At 57.0% G+C, this 21,177-nt stretch carries 15 protein-coding genes; 5 read left to right on the top strand and 10 right to left on the bottom strand.

The features are described from left to right. Positions 1 to 163: 163 nt before the first annotated feature. Positions 164 to 1,324, top strand: a complete 1,161-nt coding sequence (locus IEW06_RS15650; RefSeq protein ID WP_187731869.1) for a TlpA disulfide reductase family protein — start codon at positions 164 to 166, stop codon at positions 1,322 to 1,324. A gap of 258 nt (positions 1,325 to 1,582) precedes the next feature. Here the strand turns inward: IEW06_RS15650 and IEW06_RS15645 are convergent, their stop codons facing one another. The 3 genes from IEW06_RS15645 to IEW06_RS15635 all read right to left on the bottom strand — a co-directional run bounded on the left by IEW06_RS15645 (position 1,583) and on the right by IEW06_RS15635 (position 3,675). Continuing rightward, the gene (locus IEW06_RS15645; protein ID WP_188548556.1) at positions 1,583 to 2,335 is read right to left on the bottom strand and encodes a hypothetical protein; all 753 of its coding nucleotides are present in this window, start codon (positions 2,333 to 2,335) and stop codon (positions 1,583 to 1,585) included. 100 nt (positions 2,336 to 2,435) lie between these two features. Continuing rightward, complete coding sequence (locus IEW06_RS15640; protein WP_187309392.1) at positions 2,436 to 2,954, bottom strand: acyl-CoA thioesterase; 519 nt, start codon at positions 2,952 to 2,954, stop codon at positions 2,436 to 2,438. A gap of 67 nt (positions 2,955 to 3,021) precedes the next feature. Next, positions 3,022 to 3,675: a protein-L-isoaspartate(D-aspartate) O-methyltransferase gene (locus tag IEW06_RS15635; RefSeq protein ID WP_187731872.1), complete on the bottom strand. Its 654-nt coding sequence runs from the start codon at positions 3,673 to 3,675 to the stop codon at positions 3,022 to 3,024. 190 nt (positions 3,676 to 3,865) lie between these two features. On the opposite strand from IEW06_RS15635, the gene IEW06_RS15630 reads away from it, so the two are divergent. After that, positions 3,866 to 5,284, top strand: coding sequence for a sugar transferase (locus tag IEW06_RS15630; protein ID WP_223284517.1), 1,419 nt, complete (start codon positions 3,866 to 3,868; stop codon positions 5,282 to 5,284). A gap of 47 nt (positions 5,285 to 5,331) precedes the next feature. Here the strand turns inward: IEW06_RS15630 and IEW06_RS15625 are convergent, their stop codons facing one another. Next, positions 5,332 to 6,633 (bottom strand): cation:dicarboxylate symporter family transporter, encoded by a 1,302-nt coding sequence (locus tag IEW06_RS15625; RefSeq protein WP_187731873.1) that lies wholly within the window; start codon positions 6,631 to 6,633, stop codon positions 5,332 to 5,334. A gap of 240 nt (positions 6,634 to 6,873) precedes the next feature. Between IEW06_RS15625 and IEW06_RS15620 the strand changes: the two genes are divergently transcribed. Further along, positions 6,874 to 7,464, top strand: coding sequence for a riboflavin synthase (locus IEW06_RS15620; RefSeq protein ID WP_187731874.1), 591 nt, complete (start codon positions 6,874 to 6,876; stop codon positions 7,462 to 7,464). A gap of 58 nt (positions 7,465 to 7,522) precedes the next feature. Here the strand turns inward: IEW06_RS15620 and IEW06_RS15615 are convergent, their stop codons facing one another. Beyond that, entirely contained in the window at positions 7,523 to 8,104 is a 582-nt protein-coding gene (locus tag IEW06_RS15615; protein ID WP_187731875.1) for a phosphatase PAP2 family protein, read from the bottom strand. 25 nt (positions 8,105 to 8,129) lie between these two features. Continuing rightward, a complete protein-coding gene (gene hemF / locus IEW06_RS15610; protein ID WP_229743172.1) occupies positions 8,130 to 9,074 on the bottom strand; it encodes an oxygen-dependent coproporphyrinogen oxidase in 945 nt (314 codons plus the stop codon). A gap of 248 nt (positions 9,075 to 9,322) precedes the next feature. Here hemF and IEW06_RS15605 point away from each other — a divergent pair, with 248 nt between their 5' ends. Beyond that, positions 9,323 to 11,509 carry an alpha-ketoacid dehydrogenase subunit alpha/beta gene (locus IEW06_RS15605; protein WP_187731876.1) on the top strand — a complete coding sequence of 729 codons (2,187 nt, stop codon included), beginning with the start codon at positions 9,323 to 9,325 and terminating at the stop codon, positions 11,507 to 11,509. A gap of 79 nt (positions 11,510 to 11,588) precedes the next feature. Here IEW06_RS15605 and IEW06_RS15600 read toward each other — a convergent pair whose 3' ends face one another. Then, on the bottom strand, positions 11,589 to 14,864 hold the full coding sequence (locus tag IEW06_RS15600) for a T9SS type A sorting domain-containing protein (RefSeq protein WP_188548555.1): 3,276 nt from the start codon (positions 14,862 to 14,864) through the stop codon (positions 11,589 to 11,591). A gap of 335 nt (positions 14,865 to 15,199) precedes the next feature. Further along, positions 15,200 to 17,689, bottom strand: a complete 2,490-nt coding sequence (gene tamL / locus IEW06_RS15595; RefSeq protein WP_188548554.1) for a translocation and assembly module lipoprotein TamL — start codon at positions 17,687 to 17,689, stop codon at positions 15,200 to 15,202. Positions 17,690 to 18,103: 414 nt separating this feature from the next. Between tamL and IEW06_RS15590 the strand changes: the two genes are divergently transcribed. Next, positions 18,104 to 18,613 (top strand): gluconokinase, encoded by a 510-nt coding sequence (locus IEW06_RS15590; protein ID WP_187731880.1) that lies wholly within the window; start codon positions 18,104 to 18,106, stop codon positions 18,611 to 18,613. A gap of 38 nt (positions 18,614 to 18,651) precedes the next feature. Here IEW06_RS15590 and IEW06_RS15585 read toward each other — a convergent pair whose 3' ends face one another. Together IEW06_RS15585 and IEW06_RS15580 are read right to left on the bottom strand one after the other, a co-directional pair. Then, entirely contained in the window at positions 18,652 to 19,752 is a 1,101-nt protein-coding gene (locus IEW06_RS15585; protein ID WP_187731881.1) for a pepsin/retropepsin-like aspartic protease family protein, read from the bottom strand. A gap of 533 nt (positions 19,753 to 20,285) precedes the next feature. Continuing rightward, a complete protein-coding gene (locus IEW06_RS15580; protein WP_187309408.1) occupies positions 20,286 to 20,699 on the bottom strand; it encodes a LytR/AlgR family response regulator transcription factor in 414 nt (137 codons plus the stop codon). Between the last annotated feature and the right edge of the window lie 478 nt (positions 20,700 to 21,177).

Here is a 21,177-nt window from a genome sequence, read left to right as displayed (position 1 = left end):
TTATAAGTTAGGTCAGACGCAGGTTGTGGAACCTCATGAACCGAATCGGGTTTAAATAAGCGTTCCCATATGGCTGCCGATTTACGCGATAATCGGCAACTTGCGGCCCCAAATCGGGTCTGTAACTGAATTTTAGCTGCCCCGACTTGGCATATCAACCGAGATGATGAAGAAAATGAAGAGCATTCTGCTATTTGCCGCCGTGCTAGGCATGGCTAATGCCTGTAACCGAGCTACGGCTCCCACGTCGGACACCGCTAATGCTACTACGGGCGAAGGCTATCAGGTTACGGGTCAACTGACCAACGCTCCGGCTGGAACCAAGGTGTATCTGGCGGAACTGGGCGAAACTCAGTTTATTTCCCGCGATACGGCTACCGTTGACGAAAAAGGCGCTTTTACCCTAAAAGGTGCTTTGCCGGAAGCCGGGCTGTATCAACTCAAAACAGACGACGCCAACCAGGTGCTGCTGGCCCTCAACAACGGCAGTCAGGTGCAGCTAAGCGGCGATGCCGCGCAACTAGGCACCAGCTACACGGTGAAAGGCTCCCCCGATTCGGAGCTATTACAGCGCCTGATGCGCGAGCTGGACAAAACCAAAAAGACAGTAGAAAGCCTGGGCGAGCGCTACAACCAAGCGGCACAGGCAGGCCGTGAGGACACCATGCGCGTCATCAGAGAGCGCTTCACGACGGTGCAGGCCCGCAACATCGCTGGTATCAAGCAGCTGGTGCGTCAGAACCCCAATTCAGTCGTGTCGGCCTTTGTGGTGGGCAACGTGCTGAATCCGGATGAGCAGTTCCCGTTCGCTGATTCCATGGCCACGCTGTTCAAGAAAACTTTGCCCGACTCGCGCTATACGCAGTCCTTGGTGACGCGGCTGGATGTGCTGCGCCCCACGGCCGTGGGTGTGGTTGCTCCTGAGATTCAACTGGCATCGCCAGCCGGTGCCCCCGTGGCGCTGAGTAGCCTGCGTGGCAAGTACGTGCTCATTGATTTCTGGGCTTCGTGGTGTGGCCCCTGCCGTCAGGAAAACCCGAATGTGGTGCGCATGTACAACAAGTACAAAAGCAAAGGCTTCGAGATTTACGGCGTCTCCTTCGATCAGGATAAAACCAAGTGGGAGAAAGCTATTGCTAAAGATGGTCTCACCTGGACCCACGTTTCCGATCTGAAAGGTTGGGAAAGCGCAGCCGGCCAGACCTACGGTGTAAAGTCTATCCCCCAGACTATCCTTCTGGACCCACAAGGTCGCATCATCGCAAAAAACCTGCGTGGTGAAGAACTGGAGGAAAAGCTAAAGTCAGTGCTGGCAGCCAACTAAGGCTCCAACTTCCTAAGACCAGAAAAAGCCCCCCGGAAAGATTCTGGGGGGCTTTTTTATGCTTTTTTATTTTTCCGTTTGTCATCCTGAGGCACGAAGGACCTTGTAGCAGTTGCATGACTTGTTTCAGTGCGAGAAGCTCCTTCGTGCCTCAGGATGACAATTACTTTTGACGATAACAGTGACAACGACTGCGAGCGAGATGCTTCGTGCTGCTCTGCATGACGTTCTAGTGTACTTATGCTTCTATATTTTCGGCTAACTCAAAAACATACGCTGCATAGCTTGCCAAAGCAGCTTTTTGCGGCTGGTATCTTCCTCCAGTAACTCGATTTCGGCGGCGGGCAGGTAGGCGACATCGTTTACCAGAAGCACCGGCTCATACAGCTGCGTTTTGTACACGGCGACATCAAGCAGGTTTTTGCCGAAGCCAATGATTTGCTTGGCCGCCAGTTTTTGCCGTAAGGTGCTCAGGGCCACGGGCAAATGCGACTCTACGTTGATAATAACCACATCCTCCACAATCAGCCGAATAGCCTTGAGCAGGTTGTTGAGAAACACGTTTTTGGGCAGCCGCTGAAACCGTACCGGATCCATGCGCACGATGATAACAAGGCCATTAGCATTGCTGCCGAGCGTAGAATACGGCGTTTCGGTAAGTGGCGGCGCCGTTCGCTGCGGCTGGTCTGACACGGGTGGGGCAGGGGGAGCAGGAGCGGGACTTACCGGGGCTGAAACGGCCGGCGTGGGGGGCAAATTCAGGCCCGCCATGGAAGGCAGCTTCGCGGGCGCGACGGGTTTTACCGCTAAGGGTGGAACTGGCACAGGCGGTGCCGGTGCCGCAGGTGTTGGTGGCTGAGGAGTAGCAGGGGGCACCGACGCAACGGGCGCCGCAGGAGCAGCTGGGGCGGCGGCGGGCAACTGGGGGGCATTTTCATCTGCCTCCGCCACCACGTACAGCGATACGTTGGTGTAGAAATTCTGAAAAAAAGCCAGCGATGCCTCGTGCATATAGAATTGATGGTTAAATGGTTGGAGGGTAAATGGCTGGTCGTTCGCGGGTCTTGATGGAGAACCAGGCGTTTACCCTTCAGCAATTTAACTATTCACCTTAATCCAAATCAAAAAGGGCTTTAAGCTCCGATGCTTCTTCGGGCTTCATGCGGCCACCGAGCACCAGGCGCAGCTGACGCCGCCGCAAAGCACCATCATACAAGCGGATTTCCTCTTCCGTTTCGGCCACGGCTTCCGGCACATCAATCGGGCGGCCCGACTGATCTACGGCCACAAATGTGAAGAAGGCCTCGTTGGATTTGACTTTGGTACCCGTCGGGATATCCTCGGCCCACACGTCGATATGCACTTCCATCGACGAGCTAAAGGAGCGCGTCACCTGGGCCTGTAAGGTTACCACGTTGCCGAGACGAATGCCGGCACTAAACGACACATTGTCCACGGAAGCCGTGACAACGATGCGGTTGGAGTGTTTTTGGGCCGAAATGGCGGCGGCGATGTCCATCAGATGCATCATGCGGCCGCCCATCAGGTTGTTGAGCGTGTTGGTATCGTTGGGCAGCACCAGCTCGGTCATGTTCACGAACGAGTCTTTGACGGGCTTCTGTTTGCGCATTGGGGTAGAAAGAATAGGCTAATGAAGCCGCGAAGATAGGCGGCTGCGCCGGGTATATCCTATCCGCTTACCCACCCCAGCCGGCCCGGCCCAGCAAGGGCACGAACCGAAACTCCTCGAAAATCTCCCGTGAAAACTCGTCTTCGCTCTCGCGCACCACGCGCATCATGCGCTGCACCTGCGCATCACCGACCGGAATAACCAGGGCGCCGCCGATGCGCAGCTGCCGCAGCAGCGGCCGTGGAATATTGGGCGAGCCGGCCGTCACCAGAATCTTATCGAAGGGGGCTTGGTCAGGCAAGCCCAGCGAGCCGTCGCCGCAGACGAGGTGCGCCTGCTGGTGCAGGGCCGCCAGGCGCTTGCGGGTGCCTTCAAACAGCACAGGGTTGTACTCGATGCTGTAAACGTGGGGCGTAATCTGGAGCAGCACACAGCACTGATACCCCGAGCCGGTACCAATTTCCAGCACTTTATCGTCGGGCGTAAGCCGGAGCAGCTCTGTTTGGTATGCTACGGTGTAGGGCTGCGAAATCGTCTGGCCCTCGCCAATCGGAAAAGCCTTGTCCTGATAGGCGTGCGCCTGAAAAGCGGGGGCGAAGAAAAGGTGGCGCGGCACGGTACCTATGGCCGCCAGTACCTTCTCATCGCGAATACCTTTGCGGCGAAGCTCTTCCACAAGAGCGCGGCGTAGGCCGCGGTGTCGGTAGCTGTTAGCGTCCATGAGATGAATACGGAGTGGTAGGGGCAGGAGGCCGGAAAATTCCGCTTTAATGCTCTACCTTTGGCTACTCCGAAAGACAGCAAAATTGCCCTCCAGCGCAGCTCTGACGGCGAAATTACGCTTTCGTTGGCATTGCCACCCCACCACCTACTTGTTGCCGGTCTGAAAGGTCCGGCTTGTTTGTCCGCCCTTGATCCGTACCATCCAAAAGCTGAAGCTGATAGGCGCCGACTTCGGTGCGGCCCTCCTGGCCTGGATATGTTTTTTTCTGCTGCGCAAATACCTGCTCAGCGAGATCAATGAAGGCTACGTTTTCACCGAAAGCGTGATGTTTTCGCTCACGGGTTCGGCTGTTGTCATCGCTTCCTTCTGGCTGGTTCTCTATGCGCTGATTGGGGAGTATCGCGATATTTTTCGCAAATCCCGTCTGGCCGAAATCATTGGGCTGGCGCGCGTGTCAGTAATTGGGGCGATTGTGATTTTCTTCGCTTTTCTGCTCGATGACGAAGGCGTAAGCAGCTATCAGCTTTACTACAAAACGATTTCGGCGTACTTCCTGCTGCATTTCTTTATCACGGCGGTGCTGCGTACCTGGGCCGTGAGCAGCATACAGAAGCTGGTGCGCGGTGGCGTGATTTCGTTTAATACGCTGTTGGTTGGCTCCAATTCTCTGGCCCACGATACCTACCACGAACTGGTGCGCACGAGTCGGCATCTGGGCCTCAAACTCGTCGGGTTTACGCCCGTGGGCGACACTATCGATGACGCTCTGGCTGAAGCCCTGCCGCGCTGCGACGGCTACCAGCGCCTGCCGACCCTCATTCGCACGCTGGACATCGAGCAAGTAGTAATCGCGATTGAGCCCAGCGAGCACCGCATGATTCAGGAGCTGCTTGCGCTGCTGGAAGGCACCACTGCCCGCGTAAGCGTGCTGCCCGACCTCTACCAGATGCTGCTGGGCTCGGTGAAGGTTAACCACCTGTTTGGCACGCCGCTCATCGAGATAAAGCAGGATTTGCTGCCGCTGTGGCAAAAGATTCTGAAGCGCCTGATCGATGTACTGGGCTCGGGCTCGTTTTTGCTGCTGGGCTGGCCGGTGTATGCCTTTACGGCCGTCATGGTTAAGATGTCCTCGCCGGGGCCGATATTCTACGCACAGGAGCGCATCGGACGGCACGGCGTGCCCTTCCGAATCTATAAGTTTCGCTCTATGTACGTCGACGCCGAGGACTGCGGCCCCGCCCTCAGCTCCGACCGCGACCCGCGCATCACACCCTGGGGCCGCTTTATGCGTAAGGTCCGCCTCGACGAGCTGCCTCAGTTCTGGAACGTGATCAAGGGCGATATGAGCATTGTGGGCCCGCGCCCGGAGCGGCAGTTTTTTATTAATCAGATCACCAAAATTGCCCCCCACTACCGCCACCTGCACCGCGTGCGTCCCGGCCTCACGTCGCTGGGCCAGGTGAAGTACGGCTACGCCGAAACCGTTCCGCAGATGGTCGAGCGCCTCAAATTCGACATTCTTTATATCGAGAATATGAGTTTGGCCATGGACTTTCGTGTGCTTCTCTACACGCTCAAAATCATTATTCAGGGCCGGGGTAAATAGTGATTGTATTACCCTTGTTTAAAGGTCGGCACAGCCAATATGCGTCTCTACAAAACTTCATTTTGCGGCGCAACCGGCTCTACTGGTAGGTTGGGCAGGGATGGATTGTACTGCTCAATTGCTTCCTCTACCGTCGATACGGTAGTATGACCGCTCAGCATGCGCTCGGCCTGGGCGTGGTCGAGGGCACCTTCGTTGTGCGCCAGGAAAATGGTGGCCACCCCGTTGCCGATGAAGTTGGTAATGGAGCGCGCCTCCGACATAAAACGGTCGACGCCCAGCAGCAAAGCTAGGCCTTCTACCGGAATCACCTTGATAGCGGTGAGCGTGCTGGCCAGCACCACAAACCCCGAACCCGTGACGCCGGCCGCGCCTTTACTCGTCACCATCAGGATGCCGATTACCGTCAGAATTTGCCCCCCGGTCAGCGTAATGTTGTATACCTGCGCCAGAAACAGCGTGGCCAGCGACAGGTAAATGGTGGTGCCATCGAGGTTGAACGAGTAGCCCGCCGGCACTACCAACCCCACTACCGGTTTGGCGCAGCCCATGCGTTCCAGCTTCTCCATCAAGCCCGGTAAGCCGGCCTCCGAGGAGGAAGTGCCCAGCACAATCAGCAGCTCCTCTTTGATGTAGCCCAGAAACGACAGCAGCTTCAGGCGGCAATAGCGCAAAATGCCCCCCAGCACCAGAAAAACAAACAGGGCCATGGTGATGTACACGGTCGCCATGAGCTTGCCCAGCGGAATAAGCGTCTCGACGCCGTACTTGCCAATGGTGAACGCCATGCCGCCAAACGCCCCAATGGGCGCAAAGCGCATCACCCAGTGCAGCCCCAGAAACACGTAGCGCGAAGCCCTCGTTAGCCGGTCGATGATGGGCTGGCGCCGGGCGTAGCGACTCAGAAAAATGCCCCCCACAATGGAAAGAAGCAGAACCTGGAGCGTCAGGTTGTCGGCCAGAAACTGAAGCCAGGAAAATTCGCCCGCTTTCTGCGTGTACTGGTTAATGCTCGCGCCATCGGCGCTCTGAGGCACTACGCCCGCGCCCGGCTGAATGAGGTAAGCTACGCCAATGCCAATGAGCAGGGCCAGCGTAGTCACGACCTCGAAGTAAATCAGCGCCTTGCCGCCAATCCGGCCTACCTTCTTCAAATCACCCATGCTGCTGATGCCCAGCGTGATAGTGAGGAAGATTATAGGGTTGATGAAGAGCTTAACGACGTTGATAAAAGCCTTCCCCAGCACATCCATCTTCACGGCCGTATCAGGCGCAAAGTGCCCCAGCAACGCCCCGGCTATAATGGCGGTCAGCACCCAGAAAGTGAGGTTGGTGACGATTTTTTTCATGAAATCAACCTGTAGTAGAAGTAAGGACAGAAGGCGGGCGCGGCTGTGGAGTGTAACTATACCTACTTGCCCCTCGTCAGGTTAAGCAGCACCACAATAGTCGGCATAAAGAAGCTGCTCAGTATGCTGCCTTTTATTCAGCAGAAATCTTTTTCTGGCCTTATGTTGTTTCATGCGCTTATCGATAGTCACAGTTTCAGCAGGCGTACATTTGTACTCTAATAACCAGCGCAGCAACACGTGTTTACAGGAATCATAGAATCGCTCGGCACTATCACGGATGTGCAAACCGAAGGCACTAACCGCCATTTTACGGTGGCCACGCCCTTTGCCCACGAATTACAGATTGATCAAAGTGTCGCCCACGATGGCGTCTGCCTGACGGTGGTGGCCGTGGATGCGGCCGCTGGCACGCACACCGTAACCGCCATCGACGAAACGCTGCAAAAAACCAACCTGGGGAAGTGGCAGCCCGGCCGCCGCGTCAACTTAGAGCGGTGCCTATCGGCCAGCGGCCGCTTCGATGGCCACATCGTGCAGGGCCACGTCGACCTAACAGCTACCTGCGAAAGCGTAACCGACCAGAATGGCTCCTGGGTGTACCGCTTTCGCCACGAGCCCGGCCCTGGCCGCGTGACGGTGGAAAAGGGCTCCATCAGCATCAACGGCACCAGCCTCACCTGTTTCGACAGCACCGACGACGGTTTCAGCGTGGCCATCATTCCCTACACCTACGAGCACACCACCTTCCAGGACCTGCGCCCCGGCGACCTGGTAAATCTGGAGTTTGATATTGTAGGGAAGTACGTGGCCAAGCTACTAGGCAAGTAAACTCGTCGGCCAAAAAAGCCCCCCGGCAGGTATTTTCCTGGCTTGGGGGCTTTTTTGTTTAAACGGCTGGCTCACTGTGCCACCACCGCCTTTCCCCAATTTTATACAGCTCGGCACAGCCCCAGGCGGCTAAGCAGCCCAGCAGGGTGCCGGCTGCTACATCGGAAGGATAATGCGCGCCTAGATAAATGCGGCTGTACGAGACAATTACGGCCCAAAGCAACACTACAATCTTGATCAGCCAAAATCGCTGCGGGAGCACCAGAATCAGAAAGACGGCCAGCGAAAAGGCGTTGGCCGCGTGCGAAGACAGAAACCCAAATTGCCCCCCACAGCCGTGCACTAGGTTCAGCGTTTCCGATAAGTCGGGGTCGTGGCAGGGGCGAAGGCGAGCAAAAAAGGGTTTGAATATGCGGCTGGAAATTCCATCTGAAAGCAATATGCTGAGCCCCAACATGGGCAGCAGCAATAAGGCGCGGCGCTTAAATAAATAGCCCAGCACAAGAGCCATTACAAAGTAGGCCGGAAACCACACGAAGCGGTCGGTGAAAAAGACCATCCACTTGTCCATCAAAGATGAGTGGCTGTCGTTTGCGGCTATCAGCAGCCAGCGGTCCAGGGCTTGAAGTCGTTCGATCAATGAGAGCGTGAATAAGCGGGCAGAGTCAGGACTTGGGGGGCATTTCGGCCCATAATACGCCTTTGCGCAGCCAGGCCAGGGTGGCTGCCTCCGGCGAATGGGGCTCGGGTTGCTGGTCGTAATGCCACTCGCAGCGGGGCGGCAGGCTCATCAGAATGCTTTCGGTGCGCCCGCCCGTTTCCAGCCCAAATCGTGTGCCACGGTCGAAAGCCAGGTTGAACTCGGCGTAGCGCGACCGGCGCAGCATCTGCCAGCTTTCCTCTCGCGGGCCATACAGCAGGGGGGCATTCTGGCGCATCAGCTCTGTGTAGGTAGGGCCAAAAACGTCGCCTACTTCCTGCACAAAGGCAAAAAGCTTGTCAGCCGAACCATGCGGCCCCACGGTCAGGCGGTCGAAGAAAATGCCCCCCACACCGCGGGTTTCCTGGCGGTGAGGCAAATAAAAGTAGTCGTCGGCCGTCGCGCGAAAGCGCGGGTAATACGTGGCGTCGTGCCGGTCGCAGGCAGTTCTCAGGGTTTGGTGAAACCAGCGGGCTTGCGCCTCATCCACATAAATCGGGGTCAGGTCGATGCCGCCGCCAAACCACGCCTCACCATTGCCGGCCTCAAAATAGCGCACGTTCATGTGGATAATGGGCACGCGCGGACTGCGCGGATGCATCACAACGGATACGCCCGTGGCGAAAAAACGCGGATCGGGCATGAGCAGCACCTTGGCCGCCTGGGCGCTCATCTCGCCGTGCACGGCTGAGAAGCCCACGCCGCCCTTTTCTAGAATGGCCCCATTCTCCAGCACCCTTGAAACACCGCCGCCCCCGCCGGGCCGCTCCCAGGAGTCGGTGCGAAAAGTAGCGCCACCGTCGGCCGCTTCCAGTTGGGCGCACAGACGCGTTTGAAACGCCCGCATCCAGTCCTCAACCGCAGTGCGTAGCGTGCCGGCCGGCGCAGCGGCAGCCGTAGTTTCTTCCATATTTTGGCTGTTTAGCATAGAACTCATATCGGATAAGCTGGCCAAATAGGTGGTCATGCAGAGCAGAGCGAAGCATCTCGCCCGCGGTCATCTGATTACTACTCCAGCATCAGCACGCGAGATGCTTCGCTCCGCTCTGCATGACAGTCTGACTAAGGTTAGGAGGATCAAAATTACGCAGAAAACCTGCCGCCTCACCAACTCTGCCCCCGATGCCGTAATTTCGCCTTCCCACTTTCCCGCCGTTCATGCTGAACTCGACCGCCCACTCGCCCGATACCGAATTTGCCCCCCACGCACCCGCTATAGCCGCCACCAATCCTACCCGCGAAACGCTGCTGCGCGCCTACCGCCTCATGCGCACGGCCGACGAAATGGCGCGTCTTTACGAAGAAAACAAAGCCGTAACGGCCAAGTACGTGCACGCCACGGCCCGGGGCCACGAGGCCATTCAGCTGGCCGCCGCTTTCCACCTGCTGCCTACCGACTACGCCGCGCCTTACTACCGCGACGATGCCATGATGCTCGGCATGGGCATCACGCCCTACGAGCTCATGCTTCAGCTGATGGCCAAGCGCGACGACCCGTTCAGCGGCGGACGCACGTATTATTGCCATCCGTCTTTGCGCCGGGCTGGCTTCCCTACCATTCCTCACCAAAGCTCCGCCACCGGCATGCAGGCCATCCCGGCTACAGGTATGGCGCACGGAATCAAGTATTTGGAGGGTCAATTGGTAATTCGTAATGAAGAATTAAGAAGTAAAAATTCGCAGGATGGCGACTCGGCTTCAACAGTGCCAGCCTCAGCTACTAATTCAAAACCTCTGGTTTTGTGCTCCATTGGTGACGGCGCCATGACGGAGGGGGAAGTGTCGGAGGCGCTGCAAATGGCCGTTTTGCATCAGTTGCCCATTATTTATCTGGTGCAGGACAACGACTGGGGCATTTCGGCTACCGGGCGGGAGATGCGCGCTATGGATGCATACGAGTTTGCGGCCGGCTTTAAAGGACTGCACCGCCTGCGCGTGGATGGCGCTGATTTTTCGGCATCGTATTCGGTTATGAGTGAGGCGTTTGCTTACGTTCGCCACACCCGAGGCCCGGTGTTGGTACACGCCAAATGCCCGCTGCTGGGCCACCACACCAGCGGCGTGCGCCGCGAGTGGTACCGTGGCGACAACCTGGCCCAGCACACCCCCCAGGATCCATTGCCCCGCCTGCATCAGCAGCTGCTTCTGCGCAGCTTCACCAAACGAGAGCTGGAGCAGGCGGCCACCGAAGCCGCCGCCCTTGTGCGCGCCGATTATGAGCGTGCTCTCCTCGCGCCCTCGCCCGACCCCGCCACCTTCGCCGACCACGAATTTGCCCCCCAGGCCGTGACCGAGGAAGCCGGCGAACGCACACCCGCCGGCGCCGACAAAGTGCTGATGGTAGATGCCGCCCTGCACGCCGTGGATGATATTCTGCGTGAGTTTCCCGAGGCGCTTTTCTACGGGCAGGACGTAGGCGGCGAGCTGGGGGGCGTTTTTCGCGAAGCCGCGCTGCTGGCCAAGAAATACGGCGATGCGCGCGTGTTCAATACCCCGATTCAGGAGGCTTACATCGTGGGCAGCACGGCCGGCATGAGCGCCGTGGGGGCGAAGGCTATTGTCGAGATTCAGTTTGCCGACTATATCTGGCCGGCCCTCAATCAGCTGGTGGAAGAGCTGTCGAAGTCGTGTTACCTGTCGAATGGGCAGTTTCCGGTGCAGGCGCTTATTCGGGTGCCCATTGGCGCTTACGGCGGGGGCGGACCTTACCATTCGGGCTCTATTGAGAGCACGTTGCTTACTATTCGGGGCATTAAAGTGGTATACCCGAGCAACGCGGCCGATATGAAAGGCTTACTGCGCGCCGCTTTTCTCGACCCCAATCCGGTGGTGCTGCTGGAGCATAAAGGTCTGTATTGGAGCAAAGTACCCGGCACCGAAGACGCCAAAACCATCGAGCCGGCCGCGGGCTACGTGCTGCCTTTAGGCAAAGCCGCCATTGCCCAAGCCGCCGACGCTGAGCAGCTTCGCCGCGGCAATACCTGCGTGGTGGTTACCTACGGCATGGGCGTGCATTGGGCCAAAACGGCTAGCCGGCAGTTCCCCGGACAGGTGGAAGTGCTGGACCTGCGTACCCTGAACCCGTTGGATTTTGAAGCCGTACAGGCCGCCGTCGTACGCCACAGTAAAGTGCTGGTGCTCACCGAAGAGCCGCTCATGAACTCTTTTGCCGAGTCGTTGGCGGGTCGTATTCAGCGCACCTGCTTTCAGCAGCTCGATGCGCCCGTCTTTACGCTAGGCGCTGCTAATTTGCCCGCTATTGCGTTGAATGTGGATCTGGAGCGGCAGATGTTGCCTAGTTCCGCTAAGGTAGCCGTGGCCTTGCAGGAGCTATTGGAGTATTAAGGGTGCCCTTTATATGAAGAGTTAGCTTAAAAAAGCCCCCCAGACGAGTTCTGGGGGGCTTTTTTTTGTTTGCCAACGGCTAATTCTTAACCAGCTTCAGTAGTTGATGGAAATTGCGGTTCGCAACCCGAATCATATAAGTGCCCACCGGATAAGTTGCTGTAGTTAAGCGGAAAGGAGCGCCACCGGCCGCCTCGAAGCGAGCGAGCATTCGTCCGTCGGCCCCATGAATCTCGATGGTATAGCTTACCTGTGGCAATCCCGACAGATCAATGGTAGTGTACTCATTGGCAGGATTGGGGTAAAGGGTAAGCAGCGCGGCGGGCTGGGTGATGAAGGTAACGGGCTTCACCTCGCTCAGCGTTACTTTATCATCCGTATCTACCTGGCGCAGACGATAATATACCGTGCCGGGCGTGGCTCCCACGTTTTTGTCGCGGAAATCATAGGCCTGGCGCTGGGTGGTAGTGCCGCTGCCCAGCCGCTGCCCGATCACTGTAAATTCCTGCCCGTCGAGGGAGCGCTCAACGTCAAAGCGTGCATTGGTTTGCTCCTGAGCCGTGGCCCAGGAAAGAAGTGCATCGCGCCCGGCAGCATGGGCCTGAAAGTCGATAAGTACCACGGGCAGAGGTGCTGGTGCTGCCGGCGCTGGGCCTTTCTCGGGCGCTGCAATCTTCACTGGCTGAGGCACAAAGCGGAAATCGGCATCCGCCTGGGCTGGGTCGCGGCGGGGAGCTTTAGAGGGCGTTCCACCATAGGCAGCGTCAAAAATATCAACTAGGCCATTGGCGTTGTCGTCGTGGTAATGCGCGTTGCCCGGATCGAGGAAGTTGGGAATCTCATCGCCGTCCGCATCTTCCAGCCATGCCGGAGCATTGCCAACGGCCGCATAATAGGCTGCTTTGCTTGGGTTAGCAGCGGCGAATTTTGCCCCCCGAGCTAGCAAATCGTCAAGGCTGCTGTTGTTATGGTTGTCATCAAAGCCTTCCTCCCAATCAGCCAACGCATCATTGTCAGCGTTCAAGTCGAGCAGGTCGGCTACGTTGTCAAGGTCGCTGTCTGCAAGGGTAGCGGCGCTTATTTCGGTGCCAGCTACGGCTGCTTTTCCTGTAGCCGCATCAATGCCGGGGGCTGAATCATAGGCGTTGTCCAGGCCGTCGTGGTCGAAGTCCAGACCCGAAGGCGCGCGGTAAGCGGCTGTGGTTTGGGCTTCGCGGTTATCCAGAATCCCATCGTTGTCGGAGTCCAGATCGAGCATGTTGCGTACGCCATCGTTGTCAGCGTCGGCATTGGCAAAAATCGTCTGGCGGCTACCTGCGCTGAGCTGGGCAGCTACTGGCATTCCATGCACATCAACGGCTCCGCCAATGCGGCCAGCGCCCGGCTGATACTGAGCGGGCTGGGCGTAGTTATTAGCCTCCAACGCATCTGTGATGCCGTCGCCATCCGAGTCCGCATCCTGATGGTTGGGGGTGCCGTCCAGGTCCAGGTCAAAGAGGTCGTTTATGCCATCACCATTCACATCGCGAAAGCCCCCCACGCCGGGCACCATGAAGGAGCCAGCCAGATAGCGCGGCGTGCCATTCACCAGCACATCGGGGTCGATGCCAAAGCTTTCCGCTAAGTCCGTGAGGCCGTCGTTGTCGTCGTCAATATCGGCCAGATCATCTACGCCATCCTGGTCAAAATCGCAGCTGTAGGCATAGGTATAAATCGATTCGCTGGGGGCCGAAATAAAGCCGTAGGTCCAAGTGTTTATCGTGTAGTCGTTGCCGGCTTCGTTGCTGTCGTCGCCCCAGCGGTGCACTCCCTGATAGGCGGCTGTGCTGGAAATAACACCATCAGTGCGCACGCTGGCCATGTCAGGAGCGGGGCGGGTTTCGGGGAAAAACTGCGGTTTGGCCGCCGTAAGCCGCGAGTCGTCCCAATAAAGGCGGTCGTAGTACGTATTGCCCCCCACCGATGGGCGGATATTCTGCACCCGCAGCCCACTCGAATTGCCCTCCACATCATACACAGGGAAGTTTACGGGCGCTCCCTGGCTCGTGAAGGAAAGCTTAATGGGCAAGCCGGCGGCTACTAGCTTGCCCGCCCGGTCAAGTCCATTCCATACCAGTGTGTTGGCTCCGGGCACCACCGCTTGCTCCAACAGCACGTCGTCGCCATCCTGTACGCCGTTGCTATTTAGGTCAATCAGAATAGCCACAGTGCCCGTTTCGTCGGAAACGGTGGTAAAGGCTACCTTGCCAAGGCCGCCTTCGCAGAAACCGCGCTGAGAGGTGACAAAGCGCGGCGCAGGTGCGCTGGGCCACAACTCTTTATCAGGATTGTTGACGAAGTTCGGGTACTCAGGATAGCCTGTATTGCCTGCCTGGCTGCGGCGCCGCTCCGCGAATGTAGTGCCGGTAGCCGCGCTGGATCGGGAGCCATTGGCGTTCGAAACAAAGTAAAACACGAGTGGCCGAATCCCGGCCAGCTCAATCTGCTTCACGTAGTACTGGCCCCGGTGCTGGGGGCTCTCTATCAAAGGGAAAAGGGCGAAGTTGGCCGACAGCCGGTTCTCATAGCCCGTGCCGCCCGACGTAGTGGTAGTAAACGACCATAGCTTGCTGAACAAACGCCCTGGCTTTTCCTGCCCGGCGGCGTCACGCACGGTAAAGTCCCAGAAGTCGTACTCCGAGCGCACGGCGCTCATAAAGTTGGGGTTGCGGGCACCTAAGTCATTGAATCCCGGCTGAGTGCCTTTGTTGGTAAACTCACCTTCCTGGGTGAACTCCACGTAGAAATCGTGGGTGGCACCGGTGGTATTCGTGTACGTCAGGGGCTCGTAGCCGCCGTCGCCGGCCGCGGCTGATGGCCCTATCTCGTGCTGAGCGGTGTTGGCAATTACGCCCGCCTGATTGGTCAGCAAGCCCGCCTGGCTTAGGGTGGCCGGGTCACGCAGCAGCTTGTTTTGGCTGACGATAGTGCCCGCGCCGGCTCCGTAGCGGAGAGTAAGCAACAGGTTGGCGTGCGTGCCGCCGCCAATCCGCGCTACGCGATGTACTCCGTAGTTGAGCGTTTCACCCGCCTTCAGCCGAATGTGCAGGCGGTAATCTTCGAGGAAAGGAACATCACTGGTGCCCCAGGCAAGCGGCTTCAGGAAGCCCAAAGACAAATTTAGCCCCCCAGTAGCGGCGTTGACATCGTGGGTTAAAAAGCCAGCCCGATCGTTTCGCGGATCGGTGAGCGAGTAGGGCAGGTTGGTGGCAGGGTTAACGGCCCGGTTTGGAGTAAGCTGACGGGAGCCTTCCGCCAATAGCAGGTAAGGAGCCAGTGCCAAAACTGATACTATAGCGCGTAAAAGTATTTTCATACAATAGAACTAGGCGATAGGAGAAGCAGACCAGAGCCTACCCAGCGCGGCCCGGATGAGGAAGCCTGCGCTGCCCCACGCCCAGACCCAGGCAGGAGAAACACAATTAACAGGAAGAAGAGAAGCTAAATCAGAGTGCTCCTAAAGTAGAAATATATCTGCCTCTCACAGCTAGTTGTGTGAGCTTCTGAATAGCAAAATTATAGCCATAAAGCGCCTATATAAGCATTTTACGCACTTTATATTGGTAAAAGCCTAAATGATTTCAACGCATTTGTTGCGCACTTTTATGACTTAAATAATAAAAGCTTTAATAAATTCAACTTGGTTAAATCCTAGAAGGGATAACCAATGCCGAGGTTGAAAGCGGTTTGGTCCTCACTTTTGCCCAGGAATTTGAAATTGCGGATGGCCCATTTCTCCCCGTCTGGCGCTGTGGGGTCGTATACCTTGGTGGCTACGTCGAGGCGCAGAATCAGGAAGGAAAAGTCGAGCCGGATGCCCACGCCGGAGCCCACGGCAAACTGCTTCCAAAACTGATCAGTCTTAAATTGAGCGTTAGAGCGCGGATCGCTTTGCAAGGTCCAGACGTTGCCGGCATCCGTGAAAACGGCTCCGTTGATGAAGCTATACACTGGGAAACGGTACTCCACGTTGGCCTCCAGCAGCAGCTCGCCGGGTTGCTCCAGGTTGTAGTCGCGAACTATTGTGCCATCATCAAGGCGGGTGGTGGTGTAGGCACCGGGGCCCAGGCGGCGCGGCTTCCAGGCCCGGACGCTGGAACTGCCCCCGGCAAACAAATACTTGTCGTAGGGAATAATCAGCTGGCTGCCCGTAACGTTGCCGTCGGCGTCCTCTACATCGGTGCGGGTGAGCGCGCGGGCAATGCCGCCGTTGAAACGGTATACGAAGAAAGTTTTGGGGCCCAGCTTATGGTAGCGGCGGTAGTCGGCCGTGAACTTGGCGAAGTCGTACACGTTCAGGTTGATACGATTCTGGTAGAGCGCCCGCGTGAGGCCGCCAACCTCCACAAACAGGCGCAGAAAAGTAGCGTCACGCGTCTGGTTGAAATCGTTGGAGTTGAAGAGCGACGTGGCATTAATACTAGGCACGTACAGTTGCGTGAAGCTGCGAAACAGTGGTGAACCTTGTTCGGCTAATCGGTTGAGGCGCACTTGAAATGAGTCGGAAACAGCGGACGCATTAATAATGCTTACGTCGATGGGGGTGAGCACCCATTGATGATATAAAGAACGCTGCCAGATGTAGTCGAAAGTGCCCTCCAGGTTGGTACGCGTATACTCGGGGCGCTGCACATAGGTGTAGGTAAGATTGAGGCGGGTGCGAGGGTTGTAGCGCGACAGAATGCGTCCCGAGCGCCAGGGCAGAATAAACTGCGGGATAACTAGGTTAATATTGCCCCCCAGTTGCGTGGTAAGCACGGTTTCGGGGATATCGCTGCCTGTTACGCGATTGTATTGCCCTTCAAAACCAGCCCGCACACCAAACTCCAGCACCTCGGCCCCACCGAACACATTCCGAACTTTCAGGCGGGCGTTGACGAAAGGACCCACTTGCTCGGCCACGTAGGTAGCACCAAACTCTGTCAATTCCTGAAAGCGTTTGTGCGGCGAAGCATTTACTACTGCGTCGAGCTGGTAAGTGGTATCAGTACCAAGAGCGGGCTCTACCTTGACGTAGTTGATATTGTTGAAGCGAAATACATCGAGGTCAGCCAGTTGGCGCTGGGTAAGCTGGGTATTAGCCAGACTATAGCGCTGCTCGGGGCGCACTGTCAGTTTACGGTCGAGCACACGAGTACTGAAGCGGTGGCGAAAAGCCAGATAGTACACGGAGTCGCGCAGGATAGTGTCGCGCTTCACTCCAAAACGTATGGCTCCGGCGTCGGTCAGAAAATTTACGTGACGAACAGAGTACACATGGTGCTCAAGGCCCGGCGCCGGATTGGCGATGAGTGTGCGAAGCTGCACTGTGTTGGGGGCAAAGCTCGTGTCGGCCTCAAGGGTAATGTATTGTTGACGAAAATCGTAATAGCCCTCGTTTTTGAGCAGGATTTCCAGACGAGCGCGTTCCTGCCCAATCAGGGTTTCATTGTAGCGTTGGCCCAGCTGTAGCAGCGACGCTTTCTGGTTGGCTCGCACCACGCGCGCCACCCCCGAATCGGGGATAACATATTCGAGCTTGGCATACGTGAAGGGCGCGTTCTCGGTGATGTGATACGTCACGGTCACCATGCGCTTGCGGACGGTATCGGTGGCCGTGACGCGGCTGCGAAAAAAGCCCTGCGACTTCAGATAAATGCTGAGCTGCTCCACCGTCTGCCGAGTCAGGGCGGAGTCGTAAACTACGGGTGCTTCGCCTAGACGCATGATGGCGTTGCCTTTGTCGAGGGCCAGCTGGTGGCGGCGCAGGTGCTGGTCGCGCTTTACGAGCAGCTTGCCCACCTTCACCGAGTCGGGGCGGGCGGCCTGAATGCGCTTGCGGTATTCGAGGCGCTCATCTTCGAGGCGCTTCTGCACCTTGGCGCGGTCGTAGAACGTGCTGCCCAGCTGGTAGATGGCCAGCTTTGGCAACGGAAAGCGGGAGTTGGGCTCTTGCTGATACAGGGCTTGCAGGCTAAGCGCGTCGGCCTGCTCTACGCCCGTGAGCTTATTGGCGCGCAGCAGATTACGGCCGGGCGGCAGCAGGCGCGTGGGCGTACAGCTGTCCAGCAGCCCGATGAGCAGAACTGCCAGCCAGACAACGCGGCTTTTCTCCTTAAAAAAGCCCCCCAGCGGGCCTGGCAACGGCGAATATGGTTTCAAAAGCGGTAGCGAAGTACATGCACGTATGGCACCTGAAAAAGCGTCGGCTCCGGCACGCTGCTCTCCGGTGTGAGGAAAGCAAAACAGTGTTGGCGCTGCTAAATTCCACCTTTTTACTGGAATACGCTGGAATCGGTTAGCTCAACCAGATAGGAACCTGTTTTCCAGTGGAAAGCCAGGAAAGCAGACCGGACTAATTTAATCAGTTTCGCGCTTTGAAGGCATGGCAAAATGCTGCTTTATGCACCTGAGGGCTGCGGTGGTATAGCCGCATATCCTTTAATTTGTGGCAAAGCCTTTTACCTCAGGCTGTCGGCGCACTCATAAATAATAGTGGAGGCTTCGGCCTTGCAGCATCGCTAACGCTGCGAGGCCGAAACCTCCACGAGTGCATTTTCCTTACTCCTTTCCAGTATGATTTGTATTGTAATGGGCGTGTCGGGCAGTGGCAAAACCACCGTTGGCCGCGAGCTGGCCCAGGCTCTGAGCTTGCCCTTTTATGACGCCGACGACTTTCACTCGGCGGCCAACGTGGAGAAAATGCGCCAGGGCACCCCGCTGACCGATGAAGACCGGCACGGCTGGCTCGCGGCCCTGGCCGCGGGCATCACGAAGTGGGAAAAGGCGGGCGGCGCGGTGCTGGCCTGCTCGGCGCTGAAAGAGAAATACCGGGCCGTATTGCAGGCAGCCGCCGCGCACGCTGTTTTCTGGGTGGTGCTGGAGGGGAGTAAGGAGCTGCTGGTGTCCCGGATGCGGACCCGCTCGGGCCACTATATGAAGGAGCAGATGCTCAATTCGCAACTGGCTGACTATGAGTCGCCGACTTATGGGCTGCACCTCAGTATTGAGGCATCGCCCGAAGAGCTGGTGAGGCAAACCGTGGAGTTTTTGAGAAAACAAAAGGGTGAAAAAGCCCCCCGCTGATTCTATCCAACGGCCCCCGGCTTAAGCGGCTGGAAGCGCTACAAGGACGCCTGCTCGAACTGCTCCCGGTGGTCACTGTTAGGCCGCAGCAGCAGCCGATTGTGCGGGTAGTCGATGATCAGATCGAAGCGGCGCAGCACATCGAAGCCGAGCGTTCCACTGCGGGGCACCGTCACGCGGTCAACCAGATTGTGGGGGTCGGGGAAGGCCGTCAGCAGGGAGCGGAGTTGATAGGCGCCCAGCTGCAACAGCGCTATGGGGCCCAGATAGCCCTGAATCAGACCGCTGAAGCCATAGCCCAGGTCGGCACGCTGGCGCTCGGGGGGCAAAGACAGCCGCGGATCGGAAGCGGTTTCCAGCGAGAGGGCGTGGTTGGCGCCCGTATCCAGCATCAAGCGTAAGGGTATTGCCTGTGAGCCCGTTAGGGAAATATTGGTGGTAATGTAGGGTCGGGAGTCATCCAGCTCGATGGGCAGGCTGCTCCAGCTGTCGTCCGTTGTGGGGCGTGGAGCGGTGGGCTCAGTAAAGGTGATTTGACCCAACGTGGGGTGAATGGAAACAATGAAGCTGCGAAACAGATCATAGCCCAAAATGCCATGAATTTGTATGCCTAACAGCGCTTCGAACGCTACGACCTGTTTGGTGACGATGATAAAGTTGATGGACGGCGCTTCAATGCCCGCAAACTCAACCCGCACGGAGTTCGTTCTGTGGGCCAGAACCGGCGCTTTCTTTCCTACTCCGGATAAGTTGTAGGCTTTGGTTGTCTGTACGCCCAGCTGTCGGCCAAGCTTGGGGTTGGTAATGAGGGAGGTGGCAATGCCGGTATCGAGCAGAAAATTATACGGCCCTTTGCCATTAAGAAAAACCGGAATGATGAGCAGGTTGCCGTGGGCTTTATACTCCATGGAAACCTGCTGCTGGCTGGCCTTTTTGAAGCGAAACGGCGAATCGATAAAAACCTCTGCATCCGGTGGCGCCGCAGTGGCAAACGCCGGCCAGGCAGCCAGTAAAAAAAGCCCCCCAAGTAACCCACAGATACTACGGCAAGCCCCCAGGCTAATGCAAAAGGAAAGGAATTGCTGGAGGGTGGCTATCGGCGCTTCGAGCAAGCGCAGCCAAGGCGAGATAGTAGCCATAGAGGCAGGTGGCTCGGTGCCGCCGACACCCCCGTGGTGCCTTTTGCCCGAAATCCGCCCCTATACACTCACTTTCAGACGCCTGCTTCAATGATTATTCTTTGAGGTGCCCGATTCAGCCCGTAAGCTGCCCGTTTTGACGCCAGAAAGAAGAGCCAAAGTAGCACTAGCGAGCAGCTTTCTGCCACACAAAAAAAACGGCCTATACGCAACGGGTAGGCCGTTTTTGTAGATATTTTGACGGCTATTGAAAGGCGTCAAAAAAGCAAAAAAGGACACAGCGAGGCGTCCAGCTTTTGCTGGGGCAGGTGTGGAAATTCACTCACCATTTTTCTACGCCTGCCGGGGAGTTGCAGCTCCCTGCCTCGCTGTGTCCTTTTCTGCTACTGCCCTGGGGCAGCTATCGATTCTTGGAGGTGTGTTTGTTTGATTATTAATATAGGCCCAACCTGCGCGGTGGCTTAAACAAAGCCTGCTGCCAAGCACTGGGGGGCTTTTTAGTCAATATTTTCCGTGTCTTGCAAGGGCTGTAACTACTTGTTTCTGGTGATGAACGCCTTCACGTTATCGCGGTAAAAACGGGTCCATTTCAGCGTGTGGCCGCCGGTGAGCTTCACCAGGTACTCTCCGTTGAAATACCCCTCGAGCTCTTCCACATAATTCAGATTGATCAGATAGGAGCGGTGGATGCGCGCAAAGTCCGTCGGATCGAGGCGCTGGGCCAGCTGGGTCAGGCTCTCGTACAGCACGTAGGAGCGCTGCAGCGTGTGCAGGGTGATGTAGCTGCCGTCGGCATCGAAGTAGAGAATATCATCGACCTTAATAAAAAACAGTTTATGCTGCTCCTTGACCAGCAGACGCTTTAATGGGGGGCGCGGCCCTGGCAACTCCTCACCGGGCCTGCCCCCTTCTGGCGAGGGCTGGGATTGGGTTACATTGGCTTTCATAGGATAAAGCAGTTAACAATTCAGCGCTTAGTTTTTAAGGATAAAATCAGGCATTCCGAAAGGAAACCCGGCATCGCGCCGGCCTGCGGAGGGCGCTGGCTTTTTCGTGCCAGCACCCGCCCCATCAGGGGCGGCGCGTCATTCTGCTTGTCAGGGACACCTTTTGTTTCGGTACCGCCTGCCAAGACCGTGTTCCTGCTTTATTCCTCCACGTGAGGAGTAAATATGTGCTGTCGTGGTTAGTTAGTAAGTGAAAGACCAGTAGTCTGGAAAGAGGCTGCATCCACGATACGAATAAATTCGTACTATCTGTTCAGCTTCTTGATTTGCCCCCCACCAGCCGACCAGCCGCTTGTTAGCCGAAGGTGTAATTATCTGCTGCTCTTTGCATTCGGATAGGGGCGGAGTATGTGCGTCTGCCGGGGATACCGACCAAAGTGGCAAACGTTACAGAAAACCTCGATTTTATTTGTCTACG

It is taken from the genome of Hymenobacter qilianensis, from assembly GCF_014638675.1.
GTDB classification, from domain to species: Bacteria; Bacteroidota; Bacteroidia; order Cytophagales; family Hymenobacteraceae; genus Hymenobacter; species Hymenobacter qilianensis.
The sequence above is the reverse complement of the archived record's forward strand: the minus strand, read 5'-3'. Positions and strand labels throughout refer to the sequence as shown.

Bases quoted from the DNA above. Each gene is read 5' to 3' on its own strand.
- IEW06_RS15625 (WP_187731873.1), bottom strand. From the start codon at position 6,633: ATGAAAAAAATCGTCACCAACCTCACTTTCTGGGTGCTGACCGCCATT.
- IEW06_RS15635 (WP_187731872.1), bottom strand. From the start codon at position 3,675: ATGGACGCTAACAGCTACCGACACCGCGGCCTACGCCGCGCTCTTGTG.
- IEW06_RS15585 (WP_187731881.1), bottom strand. From the start codon at position 19,752: ATGGCTACTATCTCGCCTTGGCTGCGCTTGCTCGAAGCGCCGATAGCC.
- IEW06_RS15645 (WP_188548556.1), bottom strand. From the start codon at position 2,335: ATGCACGAGGCATCGCTGGCTTTTTTTCAGAATTTCTACACCAACGTA.
- IEW06_RS15640 (WP_187309392.1), bottom strand. From the start codon at position 2,954: ATGCGCAAACAGAAGCCCGTCAAAGACTCGTTCGTGAACATGACCGAG.
- IEW06_RS15605 (WP_187731876.1), top strand. From the start codon at position 9,323: ATGCTGAACTCGACCGCCCACTCGCCCGATACCGAATTTGCCCCCCAC.
- IEW06_RS15590 (WP_187731880.1), top strand. From the start codon at position 18,104: ATGATTTGTATTGTAATGGGCGTGTCGGGCAGTGGCAAAACCACCGTT.
- IEW06_RS15600 (WP_188548555.1), bottom strand. From the start codon at position 14,864: ATGAAAATACTTTTACGCGCTATAGTATCAGTTTTGGCACTGGCTCCT.
- IEW06_RS15580 (WP_187309408.1), bottom strand. From the start codon at position 20,699: ATGAAAGCCAATGTAACCCAATCCCAGCCCTCGCCAGAAGGGGGCAGG.
- hemF (WP_229743172.1), bottom strand. From the start codon at position 9,074: ATGGAAGAAACTACGGCTGCCGCTGCGCCGGCCGGCACGCTACGCACT.
- IEW06_RS15650 (WP_187731869.1), top strand. From the start codon at position 164: ATGATGAAGAAAATGAAGAGCATTCTGCTATTTGCCGCCGTGCTAGGC.